Origin of the sequence: Brevundimonas sp. MF30-B (assembly GCF_004683885.1) — a bacterium.
GTDB lineage: Bacteria > Pseudomonadota > Alphaproteobacteria > Caulobacterales > Caulobacteraceae > Brevundimonas.
Genome location: NZ_CP038440.1, coordinates 1,651,417 through 1,668,118 on the forward strand (window position 1 = coordinate 1,651,417; position 16,702 = coordinate 1,668,118).

The window sequence follows — 16,702 nt, forward strand, 5'->3', positions numbered from 1 at the left end:
GCTCTGACCGCCTCGCCGGCGACCGTCCCTGACCGGGACGGCGACGTGCGCCCGCGTCTGGCGGGCATTCCTCATCGAAATTCCCATGCCGAAAGCCTCCCCATGCCCAAGTCGTCGCTCCAGCAAGTCTGGCCCGAAATCAGTCCCAAGCAGATGGCTCTGGCCGCCCTGCGTCACGAGATCGACGAGCTCGACGACCAACTGTTGAGTCTGTTCGAGCGCCGGCTGGCCATCGCCGCCCGCGTCGGCCGCGCCAAGGATGCTCCGGCCGGCCCCCACACCAAGCTGCGGCCAGATCGCGAACAAGCCGTGCTCGGCCGCATGCTGAGCCGCTGCAGACCCGAGAACGCTGAGGCGGTCGAACACCTGTGGCGCGAAGTCGTGGGCTGGGGCCTGGCCCGACAGGGCCGGCTTCAGGTCCAGGTCTGGTCGCCGGTCGAGCCCGCCCGAGCCTTCGACGGCGCGCGGCTGCGTTTCGGCGCGGCGGCCGACATCCGCATGGTGCGCGATCCGCAGGCGGCCCTGGCCCATGCGGCGGAGGGGCAGGGGATTGCCGTGATGGCCATCAACACCGACGACGCCTGGTGGATCGGCCTGCGTCGGGACTGGTCCAGCCTCAGCGTCTTCGACGGCTATGGCGGGGAGACGCCGACCTCGCTTGCGGTGGGCCGGATCGACCCGCAGGCCCTGCCCAAGGGCCGCCGCGTGGTGGTGACGGCGGGGGGCGACGCCGGCGACGGCTCGGGCGCACGCCGTTGGGGCCTGAACACCCACCACGGCTGGACCCTGGCCTTGACCGACGCGCCGCTTTCGCCGGGCGAGGCTGAGGGCTGCGTGGGCGCCATCGGCTAGAGGCGGGCGATCAGAAAAGCCGAGAAGGCGTCCTCGTCCTCGAACCGGGCCACAACGGGCCAGGCCACGGCCTTGCGTCGCCAGTCTGCCGGCAGGCGCACCCAGTCCTTTTCGGTCGTGATCAGGCCGGCGCCGAACACCGCCGCGCGGTCTTCCAGGAAAGCCAGGTCAGACGGCTTCCATGCGGCGTGATCGGGATAAGGGGCGAAGTCCTTGAGGTCGCACCCGGCGGCGATCAGCGACCGCTCGACCTTCCACGGCTTGGCGACACCGGCGAAGCCGACCTGAGGACCGGGCGGCGGCGGGCCCAGCGGCTCCAGCCGGGCGATGAAGACCGGCAGGCCGTCGAACAGCGCGACGAGTTCGGGATCTGCCGCCTCCAGGTCGGCGGGCAGTAGAATGACTACGCCGTCCGCGCGCGCCAGCCCGGCCGTCAGCGGCTCGCGCATGGGTCCGGACGGGAAGACCGAGCCGTCGCCGAAGGGCCATTCGTCTTTGCGCGTCTCGCCGTCGACCACGATCAGGGACAGGGTCTTGGTCAGGGCCGGATTCTGGTGCGCGTCGTCCAGCACCAGGGCCTGGGCCCCGGCGGCCGCCGCCGCGCGAGCGCCGGCCACGCGGTCGCGCGCGATCCAGGCGGGCGCGTCGCCGGCCAGCATCAGGGGTTCGTCGCCGACATCCTCGGCGGAATGGCGGGACGGGTCGACCCGCTCCGGGCCCTGCAGCTTTCCGCCATAACCGCGCGACAGGGCCTGGGCGTCCACCCCCGCCTGACGAAGCAGGCGCAGCACTTCGCGCGCCACCGGCGTCTTGCCGGAGCCGCCGACCGTCAGATTGCCGACGGAGATTACCGCCGCGCCGGGATCGATCGGCGTGGCCCGGTTGATCCGACGCGCGGTCGCGGCCGCCCAGATCCAAGACAGAGGCTTGAGCGCCATGCGCGTCACGGGCGCGTGACGACCCTCGCGGCTGTACCACCAGCGCGGTGTCGACAGCCTCATCGGGCGCGCCTCGCGGGTGCGGCCGGCAGATGCGCCTGAAGCGTCAGCCACAGCCGATCCAGGCCCGAGCCGGCCTCGGCGGCGGCGCGCCGGGCGCGCTCGCCCATGTCGCGCGCGGCTTGAGGATCGGCCAGCAGCGGACCAACGACTGAGGGCAGCTGAGCGGGCGACGGCACGCTGGCCAGGCCTCCGGCGTCGCGCAATGCACGGGTTACCTCGGCCCAGTTGGAGGCGTCCGGCCCGGTCACCACGGGCTTGCCCAGGCGTGCGGGCTCTAGCGGATTGTGTCCGCCCACCGTGCGGCCGCTGAGCGCCGGGGCGAAGGAGCCGCCCATGACCACCACGTCCGCCAGCCGCAGGAAGACGCCCAGTTCGCCCAGGGTGTCGGCGATATAGAGATCGGTCTCCTCGGTCACGGGCTCGCCGACCGAGCGGCGCGCGAAACCGTAGCCGTCGCGGCTGAGCGCCTGGGCGATGGCGGCTCCGCGCTCAGGGTGGCGGGGGACGACGATCAGGAACAGGCGGTCGGCCAGCCGATCCAGGGCGCGGACGATGGCGATCTCCTCGTCGTCGTGCGTCGAGGCGGCGACCACGACCGGCCGGTCGTCGATCAGGGCCGACAGTTGCGAGAAAGCCGCCTTGTCATAGGGCAGCTCCCCGCCCGACAGCTTCAGATTGACCTGACCGTCCACCCGCGCGCCCATGGCCGACAGGCGTTGAGCGCTGGCCTCGTCCTGAGGCCAGACGTGGGCGAAGGTGTTGAGCAGGCGCCTGGCCATGGCCGGCGCGCGCCGCCAGCCGTCGGCCGTCTTCTGAGTGATGCGCGCGCTGACGAGCGCCAGCGGAACGCCGCGCGCCTGCGCCGCCGTCAGCAGATTGGGCCAAAGCTCGCTTTCGACGAACACGCCCAGGGTCGGCCGCCAGTGGTTCAGGAAGGCAGCGACCGCTGCAGGGCCGTCGACCGGGGCGAATTGGTGGATGACGCCCACTGGGAGACGCGTCTTCAGCACCTCGGAGGAGGTCAGCGTGCCGGTGGTGACCAGAACCGCCACGTCCGGCCGTTCGCGTCGAATGCGCTCGGCCAGCGGCAGGATCGACAGGGCTTCGCCGACGCTGACGCCGTGCAGCCAGACCAGAGGGCCGTCCGGACGAACCGCGTGCGTGCAGCCAAGCCTTTCGTCGACGCGCCGCGTATCCTCCTTGCCCTGCTTCACGCGCGTGTCGAGCAGGCGAGGGGCCAGCGGTTCGAGCGCGCGGGTCAAAAGGCGATAGGCCAGAAGGGCGGGGCTGAAGGCCATCAGGCGGGCTCCAGTCCGGTCAGGGCGTCGGCGCGGGCTTCGACCGCATTCAGGCGGGCCGTCCAGTCGGCCACGACCTCGGGCAGCTCGGCGCCCGTGGGATAATCCGCCACGTCCCAGACGATCGCGCCTCGTCCAAACGGCAGGGGCAGGACGGCCTTGTCCCAGCTGTTCAGACGGATCGCCGGCTTGCAGGACAGGCCGATGAACAGCACCGGCGCGCCTGACAGCTTGGCCAGCAGCGGCAGGCCTTCGGCCATCCGGCGTGCGGGGCCGCGAGGGCCGTCAGGCGTAATAGCCAGAGCGCCGACCTTCAGCTGTTTCAGCCCGTCGCGCAGCGCCTGGGTCCCGCCCTTGGCGCGATCCGCCTTGTCCTTGTTCGCTGACGAACCGCGAATGGCGGGAAAGCCTAGCCGGCCCACCGCCTTGGCGATGAACTGACCGTCGGGACTCAGCGAAATCAGACCCTTGGCGGGCGTTGCTCGGTCCAGGGGCCAGCAGGCGGGCGCCAAGCCGATGCGCGAATGCCAGAAGGCGCACAAGACGCCGCCGCCTCGCTTCCATATGGCCTCGGCGACATCCTCGTTTTCCTGCGTCCAGCGGATGGTGGCGAAGCAGAAGCGCATCCACGTCGCCAAGGCCCAGGCCAGGGCGGACTGGATGACGGGATTCCTCAGGGGCCTCATGCCAGGCTCGCCACGTCGTCGCGTTCGCCGTCCAGGGACTGCTGTCGGGCCAGGCGCGCATAGAGGCCCCTGCGGGCGACCAGGGCGTTGTGCGAGCCTTCCTCCACGACCCGGCCGGCGTCCAGCACATAGATGCGGTCGGCTTTGCGCACGGTCGACAGGCGGTGGGCGATCAGCAGGGTGGCGCGGCCGTCCATCAGCCGCTCCAGCGCCGCCTGGACCAGGGCCTCGCTCTCGGTGTCGAGCGCGCTGGTCGCTTCGTCCAGCAGCAGGATCGGGGCGTCCTTGAGGAAGGCGCGGGCGATGGCGATGCGCTGGCGCTGGCCGCCCGACAGGCGCAGGCCGGCCTCGCCCACGCGGGTGTCATAACCCTGCGGCAGGGCGACGATGAAGTCGTGAGCGGCGGCGGCGCGCGCAGCCTGCTCGACTTCGTCCTGAGAGGCGCCGTCGCGGCCGTAGGCGATATTGGCGGCAATGGTGTCATCGAACAGGAAGGGCTCCTGTGTCACCAAGGCGATGTGGGCGCGCAGGTCGGCCAGGCTGAGGTCGCGGACATCGCGGCCGTTGAGGGTCACGCGCCCACCGGTCACGTCATAAAAGCGCGGCAGCAGCGACAGGACTGTGGACTTACCTCCGCCCGACGGGCCGACCAGGGCGACGGTTTCGCCGGGCGCGACCTGAAGCGAGACATTCGACAGTGTGACGGCCGAGCCGCCGTAGCTGAAATCCACGCCTTCCAGCGCGACTGTCGCCGGACCCGGCCGGATGCGCTCGACCGAGGCCGCCTCGCGAATCTCGGGCTGGATATCGAGCGCGCGGAACAGGCGGCGCGCGGCCGCGAAGCCTTCGGACATCACGGTCGCCAGATTGGTCACCTGGCGCAGCGACTGTCCGGCCAGCATGACCAGAGCGATGAAGGCGGCGAAGGCGCCGACGGTCATCTGGCCCTGGCTGGCGCTCCAGCCCGCATAGGCCATGACGGCGGCGACGATGACATAGGCGACGATGTCGCTCGCGGGGCCGGCGAAGGCCCGCGAATCGGCGCCCTTGATGACGTGACGCTGGCGTCGATCGATGACGGCGGCGACGCGGGCCTCCTCGGCGGCCTCACGGTTCTCGATCTTGATGACCCGCACGCCGTCCAGGCTTTCCATCAGGGCGCTGGAGAGGGTTTCGGTCTCGGCCATCGCCCCGCGCGCGGCCTTGCGCGACTTCTTGCCGAAGCGCCGGATGATCCCGTTCACCGCCGGGATGCCCAGAAGCACGATCAGCGTCAGCGGCAGATCGATAAAGGCCATGGCGATGATGACGCCGATCAGGGTCAGGCCATGTTGGGTGTAGTTTACGACCCCTGTGGTGAAGGCCTCGCGCACCAGATTGGCGTCGAACAGCACCGACGAGACGAAGCCGCCCGAGTGCTGGCTGCGCAGGCGCGCCAGGTCGGCCCGCACCATGCCCGAGAACAACTGCTTCTGGATGTCGCCGACGACGCCGTGGCCCAGCCTGTTCACGACCGCCGCCTGGCCCGCCATGGCGAAGGAGCGGATCATCGAAAGAATGACGATGATCAGCGGAATGATGATCAGGGCCCGATCCGGCGGGATGGTGAGGATGCCCCAAATCCGCTCCGGCTGGGGGGCCGTGGTGAACAGGATGTCGATCGCCGGTTCCAGGAACTTGAGCAGCAGCGCCGTCAGGCCGCCGGCCAGGGCCGCCAGCGCCATGGAGGCGTAAAGGGCGGTCTGATGATTGGACAGATAGTCGCGCCAGATGCGCCGCAACAGCGGCCGCAGCGGCTCTCGATCATCCTCGGCGGGCGTCGTCGTCATCGGACGGAGGTCGGACGACGCGGCCCCCAAGTCAAGCGCGCCGGTGACGACGGCGGTGCGCACCTCTATGAAGAGGTCATGGGGCGATACGATCTGACCACCCGCGCCGGGCGCTTTCGGGCGCACTGGGACTATGTCTGGAAGGACCACGCCTTCCTGCGGCGCTTCTTCATGAACGCCCACTGGCTGGGCCCGGACCTGATCAGAACCAACCAGCCGTCGCCCCGTCAGCTGGCGTATTGGAAGGCGCAAGGCGTCAAGACGGTCATTAATCTGCGCGGCGTGCGCGACGAAGCCTATTATGCGCTGGAAAAGGACGCCTGCGCCCGGCTGGGCCTGACCCTGATCGACGCGCCGCTGGACTCACGCGACCCGCCCCAGCCGGACCGGGTCAGGCGTGCGCGGGACCTGTTCCGCACCATCGAGTATCCGGCCCTGATCCACTGCAAGTCGGGCGCGGACCGGGCGGGCATGATGGCGGTGCTGTATCGCCACTTCCATCTGGGCGAACCGATATCGATCGCTATCAGGCAGCTGGACAAGAAATACCTGCACCACCGTGAGGGCCTGACCGGGGTGCTGGACTACACGTTGGAAAAGTATCTCGGGGAGGTCGAACCCACGGGCATGTCCTTCACCGACTGGATCGACAGCGACGCCTATGACCCCAAGGCGATCCGGGCCGAGTTCAAGGCGCAGTGGTGGGGCACTCTGCTGACCGAACGACTGCTGAAGCGCGAATAGGCGTCAGCCCCAGGGCCCGCGCGGTCCGTCGTGGCGGTCGGCAGGTCCGGAAGCGGCGGCCTGCTCGGCCTCGCGACGCGCCTTGCGGTCGGCCTCCCACTGACTGAACCACTTCGCGTAGCGGCGCTCGCGCCCGAGAACCATGATCCAGAACACGAGAAGCACCAACAGGCTGACAAGCCCCATCAGCTGCTGCCCGTCCAGCGTTTGTCCAAAAAGGGTCACGGTCGGGACGCTCCGGGGCGGTCCGGCCGTGGCGGATCCGAATCCACCATCTCCGGCTCAATGGGATCAACCGTCGGCTGCTCGTCGGAATGGACGGGATCGTTCCAAGCGGTGTCCTGCTCCAGACGCTGCCCGTAGTCACGCTCGGGCTTGCGTCGGCTGATCCAGACGATCACGCCGACGGCGATCGCGCCGAGCGCCAGAATGATCAGAAGAGTTTCCACAGTCGTCTCCCTCGCGAGGCCATATTACGCAGCGCGTGAGGAAATGGCGGGTTCCGCTCAGCCCTGCGTCGCGTCGCCGCGCGGATCGATCAGTCGATGGGCGTGCAGGATGAAGAACCGCATGTGCGCATTGTCGACCGTGGCTTGAGCACGCGCCTTCCAGGCTTTTCTGGCTTCTTCATAGCTGCCGAAGGCGCCGACGAACTCGACCTGCGACAGGTCGCGGAAGGTCGGCTCCGTCAGATCGCGCAACTCGCCGCCGATGACGAGATGCAGAAGTTGCGGGGCGTGAGCTTCGACCATGGGCGTCTCCGGGAGCAGGCGGGATTGCGCCAGCGGCTTAGGCTCTGGCGCGGTGAGGATCAACCGCCGAGCCGGGGTTCACGCGTCCTTCTTGGCGGCTGCGGTCTTTTTCGCGGCCGGCTTGCGGGTCCCAACCTTCTTTGCGGGCGCCTTTTTCGCCGCAGCCTTCTTCTTGGGCGCCGCGTCGGCCTTGGCGGCGAGAAGTGGAAGCGCCGCTTCCAGCGTCAGATCCTCGGGCGCCGTGCCCTTGGGCAGGGTGGCGTTGATCTTGCCGGATTTGACGTAGGGGCCAAACCGACCGGCCATCACGTGCACCGGCTCGCCCGTTTCCGGGTGAGCGCCGAGGTCCTTGAGCGGCGCCGCCGAGGCGCCGCGCCCGCGCGGACCCGCCGCCCGTTTTTCGGCCAGCAGGGCGACGGCGCGGTTCAGGCCGATGTCGAACACCTCATCGATGTCCGACACATTGGCGTAGGCGCCGGCGTGCAGGATGAACGGCCCGTACCGACCCAGGCCGGCGGTGATCATCTTGCCATCCTCGGGGTGAGCTCCGACCTCGCGCGGAAGGCTGAGCAGCCGCAGCGCCTTTTCCAGATCGATCGTCGCCGGCGACCAGCCCTTGGGCAGGGAGGAGCGGCGCGGCTTCGCGGCTTCGGGCGGCGTGGTTTCGACATAGGGGCCGAAGCGGCCGATCTTCAGACGCACAGGCTGGCCGGTCGCCGGGTCGAGACCCAGCTCGCGGTCGCCGCCGTCGGCTGAGCCGTCCTCGGCCGAGGGGGAGGCCACCGGGCGGGTGTATTTGCAGTCCGGATAGCGCGAGCAGCCGATGAAGGCGCCGAAACGGCTGGTCTTCAGGCTGAGGCGGCCTTCCTTGCAGGTCGGGCATTCGCGCGGGTCCGTCCCGTCGCCCTTGTCGGGGAAGATGTGCGGGCCCAGCGCATCGTTCAAATGATCCAGGATCGCCGTGGTGCGCAGCTCGCCCGCAGCCTGGGTGGCCGCGTGGAAGTCCGTCCAGAACTCGCGCAGCAGGACCTTCCAGTCCAGATCGCCGGCCGACACCTCGTCCAGACGCGTCTCGAGCGCAGCGGTGAAGTCATATTCGACCCAGCGGGCGAAGAACTGCTCCAGGAAGGCCGTGACCAGACGGCCCTTGTCCTCGGGATAGAAGCGGTTCTTGTCCATGCGGACGTATTCGCGGTCGCGCAGGGTGGTCAGGATCGAGGCGTAGGTCGACGGGCGGCCGATGCCCAGCTCTTCCAGCTTCTTGACGAGGGTGGCTTCCGAATAGCGCGGGGGCGGTTCGGTGAAGTGCTGGTCCGTGCGGATCGCCTCGACCTTGGCCTTGGCGCCTTCCTTGAGCGCGGGCAGGCGGGCGTTGTCGTCGTCGTCCTCGCCTTCGGCGCCCTTTTGCTTCTCGTCGCGGCCTTCTTCGTAGACGGCGATGAAGCCGTCGAAGGCGACGACCTGGCCGGTGGCGCGCAGGCCGGTCCGGCCGTCCGGCGTCTCGATGTCGACCGAGGTGCGATCCAGTCGCGCGCTTTCCATCTGCGAGGCGACCATGCGCTTCCAGATCAGCTCGTAGAGGCGCTGCAGATCGCCATCCAGGCGCAGGGTCTCGGGCGCGCGGGTGATGTTGGTCGGGCGGATGGCCTCGTGGGCCTCCTGGGCGTTCTTGGCCTTGGTCTTGTAGTAGCGCGGCTCGGACGGGACGTAGGCGGGGCCGAAGCGGTCGCTGATGACCTCGCGGGCCTGGGCGATGCCTTCGGGTGTCACATAGACGCCGTCGGTCCGCATGTAGGTGATCAGGCCGCCGGTGTCGTCCACGCCCTCGTACAGCTTCTGGGCCGCCTGCATGGTGCGCTGAGCGGTGAAGCCCAGCTTGCGCGCGGCTTCCTGTTGAAGGGTCGAGGTTGTGAAGGGCGGGGCGGGGCTGCGCTTGACCGGCTTCTTCTCGACCGAGCGGATGGTGAAGTCGCCGGCGGCGATCGCCTCGCGCGCGGCCGTGGCCATGGCTTCGGAGACGATGTCGAGCCGTTGGACGCGCTTGCCGTCATGCTTGACCAGCCGGGCCGTAAAGGGCGGGCTGTCGGCGGCGAGGTCGGCTTCGACGGACCAGTACTCCTGAGCCTTGAACTTCTCGATCTCCATCTCGCGATCGACGACGATGCGCAGGGCGACCGACTGCACCCGGCCGGCCGAGCGGGCGCCCGGCAGCTTGCGCCACAGAACCGGCGACAGGTTGAAGCCCACCAGATAATCCAGCGCGCGGCGGGCCAGATAGGCCTCGACCAGCTCCATGTCGATCTGGCGCGGATTGGCCATGGCCTCCAACACGGCCGCCTTGGTGATGGCGTTGAAGGTGACGCGCTGAACCTCGGCGTTCTTGACCGCCTTCTTCTTGTTCAGGATCTCCAGCACGTGCCAGCTGATGGCCTCGCCCTCGCGGTCGGGGTCGGTGGCCAGGATGACGCGGTCCGAGCCCTTGGCCGCCTCTGCGATTTCGCTGAGACGCTTGGACGCCTTGGCGTCGACCTCCCAGGACATGGCGAAGTCTTCGTCGGGCAGGACCGAGCCGTCCTTGGACGGCAGGTCGCGGACATGACCATAGGAGGCCAGGACCTTGAAGTCCGAACCCAGGTATTTGTTGATGGTCTTGGCCTTGGCGGGGCTCTCGACGATGACGAGATTCATATGGCGACGCGTTCCTGAAGAGGGCGCGGAACGTGGTTGGCCCGGGGCGTCGTGTCAATCAGGCGGGCGAAAAGGCCGCGTTGATCCTGAAAGTAGCGCTTGCGGCACACTTTAAAGTTGTGGTTATGTTGCCGTTACAGCCATTGGATGAGACATGCCCAGTCGAACCCCGACCGTCGAGCCGCTTAGCCCTGGTCCGAGGCCGAACTCTGATCGCGAGCCCCTCCCGGACGACTATCCGGTGAGGGACTACATAGGGAGCATGTCGGCGGAGCTGGCGCGCATGGCCCGCTGGGACGGAGACGAGGGCCTAGCCCGCATTCTGGAGGCGGCCGCGTGGATGGCGGAACAGCCTGCTGCGCGGCCAGGTCCGATCGTTCTGGAGCGGGGCCCTAAGACTGGGCGCGGGTGACCTCAGGCGGAAGCGACCAGTCCGCCCGACAGCAGCTCGGCCCGGCCCGCGAGGCTGAGCTCCAGCAGGGCCGCGGCGGCGGCGGCGGCGCTGACGCCGGCCGCCCGCGCCAGCTCGTCGCGGGGCGTCGGCGTCGGCGACAGGAGGGCGGCGATCCGCTCGATCAGAGCGTCGTCCACATCGCCTTCCGGGCCGAAAAAGTCGCCGTCGCCGGATGGTTCACGCAACGTGCGAAGGGTGGACAGGGCGCGTTCGACATCCTCGACGCCTTCGCAGAGCCCCGCGCCCTGACGGATCAGTTCGTTGGGGCCGCGTGCGCGCGGATCGAGCGGCGACCCGGGCACGGCCAGGACCTCGCGCCCCTGTTCGGCGGCCAGGCGGGCGGTGATCAGCGAGCCGGAGCGCAGTTCGGCCTCGACCACGATCACGGCGCGCGACAGGCCCGAGATGATGCGGTTGCGACGGGGGAAGTCGCGGGCCTGGGCGCGGGCGCCGACGGGGCTTTCGGACACCAGGCAGCCGCGCTCGGCGATGCGGCGGTAAAGGTCGGCGTTGTCGGATGGATAGATGTCGTCGATCCCGCCGCCCAGGACAGCGACCGTTCCCGTCGGCAGCGAACCCTCGTGCGCGGCCGCGTCCACACCCCGCGCCAGGCCCGAGACGACGACATGGCCGGCCTCGCCCAGCTGCTGCGACAGGCCGCGCGCGATGCGCTGGCCGCCGGCCGAGGCAATGCGGGCGCCGACCACGGCCACGCAGTCGCCCGACAGCAGGACGGCGTCGCCCAGCGTCCAGATCAGCGGGGGCGGCGGATCAACGGCCGCCAGGCGCGGCGGATAGTCCGGCTCGCCCAGAACGATCAGGCGCGCGCCTAGTCTGTCGCCGGCCGTCAGCTCGGCCTCGACGCGGGAGACCGGCGGCGGGGTCAGTTCGCGCCCGGCGCGGCGCGACATGTCGGGCAGGGCCTCGATCGCACGCTCCGCCGTGCCGAAACGGCCGATCAGCTGGGAGAAGGCGACGGGGCCAACCCGGTCGGTGCGCGCCAGCCTCAGCCGGGCGAAACGCTCGGCGGCCGTCAGGCTCACGCCTTCTTCGCGCCGATGCGGGGTTCCTGCCCCTTGAGCAGCCGCCCGATGTTCTCGTGGTGGCGGATGTAGATCAGCACGGCGGTGAAGATCGCCAGCAGCAGGATCGGCGGCGCGGCGGGCAGGCCTAGAGCGGGCAGGGGAAGCAGGGCGTAGAGCGGCGTCGCCGCAGCCGCGACCAGAGCCGCCAGCGACGAGAAGCGCAGCAGAAAGGCGACCAGCAGCCACGTCGCCGCCGCCAGCAGGCCCAGCGGCCAGGCGGCGGCCAGGATCAGGCCGAAGAAGGTGGCGACCCCCTTGCCGCCCTTGAAGCCCAGCCAGATCGGAAACAGGTGGCCCAGGAAGGCGGCGCCGCCGGCGACGGCTCCGGCCGCTTCGGAACCCAGCAGATGGCGCGCCAGCAGCAGAGCGACCGCCCCCTTGCCTGCGTCCAGGATCAGGGTCGCCAGCGCCAGGTCCTTGCGGCCGGTCCTCAGCACATTGGTCGCGCCGATATTGCCCGAGCCGATGTTGCGCACATCGCCCGTGCCGGCGGCCCGCGTAAGAATCACGCCGAACGGGATCGAGCCCAGCAGATAGCCGGCGACCGCCACCAGTCCGAAGGTTACGAGCGCGGCGCCCGCCAGATCCTGCACGTCGTCCCCCTGAATCGTTCGATGGAGTCTAGCACAGGCGTCGGCCCGGCATAGTTCAGTCGCGCACGAAGACGGGGCGACCGCCGACGAAAGCGCGTTCGACCCGCCCTTGCAGGCGCCGACCGTCGAACGGCGAGTTCTTGGACTTGGAGCGCAGGGCGTCTGCGTCGATCACCACCGGCGCGTTCGGATCGAAAAGCACCAGGTCGGCCGGCGCGTCGGCCTCCAGCACGCCGGCCTCCAGACCCAGAAGGGCCGCCGGCCCATGGGTCAGCGGCCGCAGCACGTCCAGCAGGTCCACGCCCTCCTGATGATGCAGCGTCAGGGCGGCGGGAAGCAGGGTCTCCAGCCCCACGGCGCCGGCGGCGGCCTCGGCGAACGGACGGCGCTTGTCTTCGGCGGGCGCGGGCGTGTGGGCCGAGGTGATCACGTCGATCAGCCCGTCGCGCAGCGCCTCGACGAGCGCGCGGCGATCGCTCTCGGCCCGCAGCGGCGGATCGAGCCGATAGAAGGTGCGATAGTCGCCGATGTCCACCTCGTTGAAGCACAGGTGGTTGATCGAGGCGGAGGCCGCGACCTCGAGACCCCGCGCGCGGGCCCGCGCCAGCACTTCCAGCGCGCCTTCGGTCGAGATCTGATCCACCAGGAAGCGCGCGCCGGTCTGTTCGACCAAGGCCAGGTCGCGCTCCAGCTGGATGCGTTCGGCGATGGCCGGCTGACCCGCCAGGCCCAGGCGGCTGGCCAGTTCGCCCGAGGTGGCGACGGCGCCTTCGCTCAGCCACGGCTCGGCCGGGCGACAGGCGATCAGGGCGTTGAAGGCGGCGGCGTAGCTCATCACGCGCATCAAGGTGCGGGTGTTGGCGATGACCCGGTCGCCGTCGGTGAAATAGAGCGCCCCGACCTCGTCCATCAGGCCGATCTCGGCCATGCGCTTGCCGTCGCGGCCTTGCGTGGCGGCGCCTGCGACTCGGACATTGACCAGGTTCAGCGCCGCGCCGCGCCGCTGGATGAAGTCCACCATAGCCGGATCGTCCACCGCCGGCTCGGCGTCCGGCTGAACGACGATGGTCGTGACGCCGCCGGCCGCGGCCGACAGGGCGGCGGACTTCAGCGTCTCCTTAGGCTCGGCGCCCGGCTCGCCGGTCGTGACGCGGATGTCGATCAGGCCCGGCGCCAGGCACAGGCCCTGGGCGTCGATGATCTCGGCCTCCTCGGGCCGATGCGTGGCCTGGCCGTGGACGACCTCCACGATACGGCCGTCGGCGATCAGGACGGCGCCGGGGCCGTCGTAGTCCGAGGCCGGGTCCAGCAGGCGGGCGTTGATGATCGCCAGCGGCTTCATTGGTCGGCCTCCGTGCGCGCCGACAGCGACGCCAGCACGGCCATGCGCGCGGCCACGCCCATCTCGACCTGCTCCTGGATCAGAGAGACTGACAGATCGTCCGCCACGTCCGAATCGATTTCGACGCCCCGGTTCATCGGGCCCGGATGCATGACTTTCGCGCCCGGCGCGGCCCAGGCCAGCTTCTCGCGGTCCAGACCCCAAAAGCGGAAATACTCGCGCGTCGAAGGGATCAGCGCGCCCTCCATCCGCTCCAGCTGAAGGCGCAGCATCATCACCACATCGCAGCCGGCCAGGCCCTCGCGCATGTCGTGGAACACCTCGCAGCCCCAGCGGTCGGCGTCGCCGGGGATCAGGGTCGGCGGCCCCACCAGCCGGACCCGCGCGCCCATCATCTGCAGCAGGGCGACGTTGGAGCGGGCCACGCGGCTGTGGGCCACGTCGCCGCAGATCGCCACCGTCAGGCTGGTCACGTCGCCAAAGGCGCGGCGCAGGGTCAGCAGGTCCAGAAGGGCCTGGGTCGGATGCTCGTGGCGCCCGTCGCCGGCGTTGACCACCGCGCAGCCGACCTTCTGGCTCAGCAGGGCGGCGGCGCCCGAGGCGGCGTGGCGCACCACCAGAACGTCGGGCCGCATGGCGTTCAGTGTCACCGCCGTGTCGATCAGCGTCTCGCCCTTCTTCACCGAAGATGCGGCGACCGGCATGGTCACGACCTCGGCGCCCAGGCGTTTCGCCGCGATCTCGAAAGAGGCCGAGGTGCGGGTCGAGTTCTCGAAGAACAGATTGACCACCGTGCGCCCGCGCATCAGGTCCAGCGGCACCGCGCCTGCGCGGTTCAGCGTGGCGTAGGTGTCGGCGAGATCCAGCAGATCTGTCGCCGTCGCCGGGTTCAGGTCCGCTGCGGACAGGAAATGGGCGCGGGGAAACGGCGCAGGCCGGTTCGGATCAATCTCGGTGACGTCGGCCTGGGTCATCGAAGCGCGGCTATAGGCGACCCGGGCGTCGATGGGAAGGGAAGGCGGTCTATCCGCGCAGTCGGTCCAGCGCCCCTTGCAGGATCCAGGCGGCGGCGGTGCGGTCCACGACGTCGGCGCGGCGCTTGCGCGTCAGGTCCAGCTCGTCGATCAGAAAGCGCTCAACCGCGCTGGTGGACAGCCGCTCGTCCTGAAAGGCGACCGGGGTGGGGCGAATGCGGTCCAGGTTGCGCGCAAAGGCCCGGCAGGACTGGGCGCGCGGTCCTTCGGTGCCGTCCATGTTCAGCGGAAGCCCGATGATCAGGGCCGAAGCGTTGCGCCCGGCCATCAGCTTAAGCACCGCCTCGGCGTCCTGGGTGAACTTGACCTTGCGCACAAGCTGCAGCGGGCTGGCGATCATGCGGCTGGCGTCCGACGCGGCCACGCCGATGGTCTTCTCGCCCAGGTCCAGGCCCAGCCACGGCGTGTTCGGCGGGCAGGCGGCGGGCAGGTCGGCGAGGTCGAGCACGGGCATGGGCTGGCGCTAGGCCCCCGAAGGCCCGGTGTCAAAGCGTTTGGGCCGCTCCGTCGCTTGTGATTTGGCCCCTGTGCGGCTAGTCCCGCGAGCTTGACCCCGTCACGTCTGGAGAGCCGCATGGCCATCGACGCCGCGACGGTGCGCAAGGTCGCGCACCTCGCCCGCATCAAGACCCCCGAGGACCGGCTGGAAACCCTGGCCGGAGAGCTGAACGGCATCCTGCAGTGGATCGAGCAGCTGGACGAGGTCGACATCGAAGGCGTCGAGCCCATGACCTCGAACGTCAGCCAGCCGCTGCGCCTGCGCGACGACGTGGTGACCGACGGCGGCAAGATCGACGCCGTCCTGTCGAACGCGCCCAAGAGCGCCGACGGCTTCTTCGTGGTTCCCAAGGTGGTCGAATAGTCATGAGCGACCTGACCAAACTGACCCTGAAAGGGGCCGTGGACGGCCTCAAGGCCAAGGATTTCTCGTCCCAAGAGATCACCCGCGCCTTCCTGTCCAACATCGAGGCCGCCAATCCGGCGCTCAACGCCTACGTCGAGGTGACGGCGGACAAGGCGCTGGACATGGCGCGCGCGTCTGACGCCCGGATCGCGTCGGGCGAGGCGGGTGCGCTGGAGGGTGCGCCGCTGGGGATCAAGGACCTGTTCTGCACCGACGGCGTCCAGACCTCTGCCGGGTCGAACATGCTGCGCGGCTTCGTCCCGCCGTATGAATCGACCGTTACCGCCAATCTGTGGCGCGACGGGGCGGTCATGCTGGGCAAGCTGAACATGGACGAGTTCGCCATGGGCTCGTCCAACGAGACCTCGGCGTTTGGTCCAGTCAAGAATCCCTGGAAATCAAAAAGCTCGAACGCTGATCTGACACCGGGCGGGAGCTCGGGCGGGTCGGCCTCGGCGGTTGCGGGCGATCTGTGCCTGGCCGCCACGGCGTCGGACACCGGCGGCTCGATCCGCCAGCCGGCGGCCTTCACCGGCACGGTGGGCATCAAGCCGACCTATGGCCGCGCCAGCCGGTTCGGCATGGTGGCCTTCGCCTCATCGCTGGATCAGGCCGGTCCGATCACCAAGACGGTCGAGGATGCGGCGGTGCTGCTGCGTTCCATGTGCTCGTTCGATCCGAAGGATTCGACCAGCCTCGACATCGAGACGCCGGACTGGACGCAGGCGCTTGGCAAGGGCGTGAAGGGCCTGCGTATCGGCGTGCCGCGCGAATACGTCGTCGACGGCATGCCGACCGAGATCCAGGCGCTGTGGGACCAGGGCGTGCAGTGGCTGCGAGACGCCGGCGCCGAGATCGTCGACATCAGCCTGCCGCACACCAAATACGCCCTGCCGACCTATTACATCGTGGCCCCGGCCGAGGCCTCGTCGAACCTGGCCCGCTATGACGGCATGCGCTTCGGCCACCGCGCTGAAGGCGCCAAGTCGCTGACCGACCTTTATGAATCGAGCCGCGCAGAGGGCTTCGGCAAGGAGGTCCAGCGTCGCCTGACGATCGGCGCCTATGTGCTGTCGGCCGGCTTCTACGACGCCTATTACGTCAAGGCGCTGAAGGTGCGTCGCCGCATCGCCCAGGACTTCGACAATGTCTGGGGCCAGGTGGACGCCATCCTGACGCCCTCGACGCCGTCGGCCGCCTTCGCGCTGGGCGACAAGCAGATCGACCCGGTGACCATGTATCTGAACGACGTCTTCACGGTGACGGCCAACCTGGCCGGCCTGCCCGGCATTTCGGTGCCGGCGGGCATGGACTCCGGCGGCCTGCCGCTGGGGCTGCAGGTCATCGGCAAGGCGCTGGACGAGGCGACCGTTTTCCAGGTCGCCGACGCGCTGGAACAGGCCGCGGGCTTCACCCCGCGTCCGGACAAGTGGTGGTGAG

The 16,702-nt window shown here is 69.4% G+C and carries 17 protein-coding genes; 4 read left to right on the top strand and 13 right to left on the bottom strand.

Going from position 1 to position 16,702, the window contains the following annotated elements:
* The first annotated feature begins 102 nt into the window (after window positions 1-102).
* Window positions 103-852: a chorismate mutase gene (locus E4M01_RS08350; RefSeq protein WP_135063496.1), complete on the top strand. Its 750-nt coding sequence runs from the start codon at window positions 103-105 to the stop codon at window positions 850-852.
* Here E4M01_RS08350 and lpxK read toward each other — a convergent pair.
* Genes lpxK through E4M01_RS08370 form a run of 4 tightly spaced genes read right to left on the bottom strand, consistent with a single transcriptional unit; the run spans window position 849 to window position 5,666 of the window.
* Entirely contained in the window at window positions 849-1,853 is a 1,005-nt protein-coding gene (gene lpxK, locus E4M01_RS08355; protein WP_135063494.1) for a tetraacyldisaccharide 4'-kinase, read from the bottom strand. The two genes, E4M01_RS08350 and lpxK, sit on opposite strands and share 4 nt — an antisense overlap.
* Entirely contained in the window at window positions 1,850-3,151 is a 1,302-nt protein-coding gene (locus tag E4M01_RS08360; protein ID WP_135063492.1) for a 3-deoxy-D-manno-octulosonic acid transferase, read from the bottom strand. The genes lpxK and E4M01_RS08360 overlap by 4 nt, the downstream gene beginning before the upstream one ends.
* Window positions 3,151-3,837, bottom strand: a complete 687-nt coding sequence (locus E4M01_RS08365) for a lysophospholipid acyltransferase family protein (RefSeq protein ID WP_135063490.1) — start codon at window positions 3,835-3,837, stop codon at window positions 3,151-3,153. The genes E4M01_RS08360 and E4M01_RS08365 overlap by 1 nt, the downstream gene beginning before the upstream one ends.
* Entirely contained in the window at window positions 3,834-5,666 is a 1,833-nt protein-coding gene (locus E4M01_RS08370; RefSeq protein ID WP_135063488.1) for an ABC transporter ATP-binding protein, read from the bottom strand. Before E4M01_RS08370 ends, E4M01_RS08365 begins: the two co-directional genes overlap by 4 nt.
* Before the next feature lie 78 nt (window positions 5,667-5,744).
* On the opposite strand from E4M01_RS08370, the gene E4M01_RS08375 reads away from it, so the two are divergent.
* Window positions 5,745-6,410 (top strand): beta-lactamase hydrolase domain-containing protein, encoded by a 666-nt coding sequence (locus tag E4M01_RS08375; RefSeq protein ID WP_135063486.1) that lies wholly within the window; start codon window positions 5,745-5,747, stop codon window positions 6,408-6,410.
* A 3-nt stretch (window positions 6,411-6,413) separates the two neighbouring features.
* Here the strand turns inward: E4M01_RS08375 and E4M01_RS08380 are convergent, their stop codons facing one another.
* From E4M01_RS08380 to ruvX, 9 genes are all read right to left on the bottom strand, one after another.
* Complete coding sequence (locus tag E4M01_RS08380) at window positions 6,414-6,635, bottom strand: hypothetical protein (RefSeq protein WP_135063484.1); 222 nt, start codon at window positions 6,633-6,635, stop codon at window positions 6,414-6,416.
* Window positions 6,632-6,859, bottom strand: a complete 228-nt coding sequence (locus E4M01_RS08385; protein ID WP_135063482.1) for a hypothetical protein — start codon at window positions 6,857-6,859, stop codon at window positions 6,632-6,634. Before E4M01_RS08385 ends, E4M01_RS08380 begins: the two co-directional genes overlap by 4 nt.
* A 57-nt stretch (window positions 6,860-6,916) precedes the next feature.
* The gene (locus tag E4M01_RS08390) at window positions 6,917-7,162 is read right to left on the bottom strand and encodes a DUF4170 domain-containing protein (RefSeq protein WP_135063480.1); all 246 of its coding nucleotides are present in this window, start codon (window positions 7,160-7,162) and stop codon (window positions 6,917-6,919) included.
* Between the two features lie 78 nt (window positions 7,163-7,240).
* Window positions 7,241-9,850 (bottom strand): type I DNA topoisomerase, encoded by a 2,610-nt coding sequence (gene topA / locus E4M01_RS08395; protein WP_135063478.1) that lies wholly within the window; start codon window positions 9,848-9,850, stop codon window positions 7,241-7,243.
* 414 nt (window positions 9,851-10,264) lie between these two features.
* Window positions 10,265-11,347 (bottom strand): DNA-processing protein DprA, encoded by a 1,083-nt coding sequence (dprA, locus tag E4M01_RS08400; RefSeq protein ID WP_135063476.1) that lies wholly within the window; start codon window positions 11,345-11,347, stop codon window positions 10,265-10,267.
* Window positions 11,344-11,982 carry a glycerol-3-phosphate 1-O-acyltransferase PlsY gene (gene plsY, locus E4M01_RS08405; protein WP_135063474.1) on the bottom strand — a complete coding sequence of 213 codons (639 nt, stop codon included), beginning with the start codon at window positions 11,980-11,982 and terminating at the stop codon, window positions 11,344-11,346. The genes dprA and plsY overlap by 4 nt, the downstream gene beginning before the upstream one ends.
* A gap of 55 nt (window positions 11,983-12,037) precedes the next feature.
* Window positions 12,038-13,324, bottom strand: coding sequence for a dihydroorotase (gene pyrC / locus E4M01_RS08410; protein ID WP_135063472.1), 1,287 nt, complete (start codon window positions 13,322-13,324; stop codon window positions 12,038-12,040).
* Window positions 13,321-14,298 (bottom strand): aspartate carbamoyltransferase catalytic subunit, encoded by a 978-nt coding sequence (locus E4M01_RS08415; protein ID WP_135063470.1) that lies wholly within the window; start codon window positions 14,296-14,298, stop codon window positions 13,321-13,323. Before E4M01_RS08415 ends, pyrC begins: the two co-directional genes overlap by 4 nt.
* Window positions 14,299-14,347: 49 nt before the next feature.
* Complete coding sequence (gene ruvX, locus E4M01_RS08420; protein WP_135063468.1) at window positions 14,348-14,812, bottom strand: Holliday junction resolvase RuvX; 465 nt, start codon at window positions 14,810-14,812, stop codon at window positions 14,348-14,350.
* Window positions 14,813-14,932: 120 nt separating this feature from the next.
* On the opposite strand from ruvX, the gene gatC reads away from it, so the two are divergent.
* Window positions 14,933-15,220, top strand: coding sequence for an Asp-tRNA(Asn)/Glu-tRNA(Gln) amidotransferase subunit GatC (gene gatC / locus E4M01_RS08425; RefSeq protein ID WP_135063466.1), 288 nt, complete (start codon window positions 14,933-14,935; stop codon window positions 15,218-15,220).
* A gap of 2 nt (window positions 15,221-15,222) precedes the next feature.
* Complete coding sequence (gatA, locus tag E4M01_RS08430) at window positions 15,223-16,701, top strand: Asp-tRNA(Asn)/Glu-tRNA(Gln) amidotransferase subunit GatA (protein WP_135063464.1); 1,479 nt, start codon at window positions 15,223-15,225, stop codon at window positions 16,699-16,701.
* Window position 16,702 lies beyond the last annotated feature (1 nt).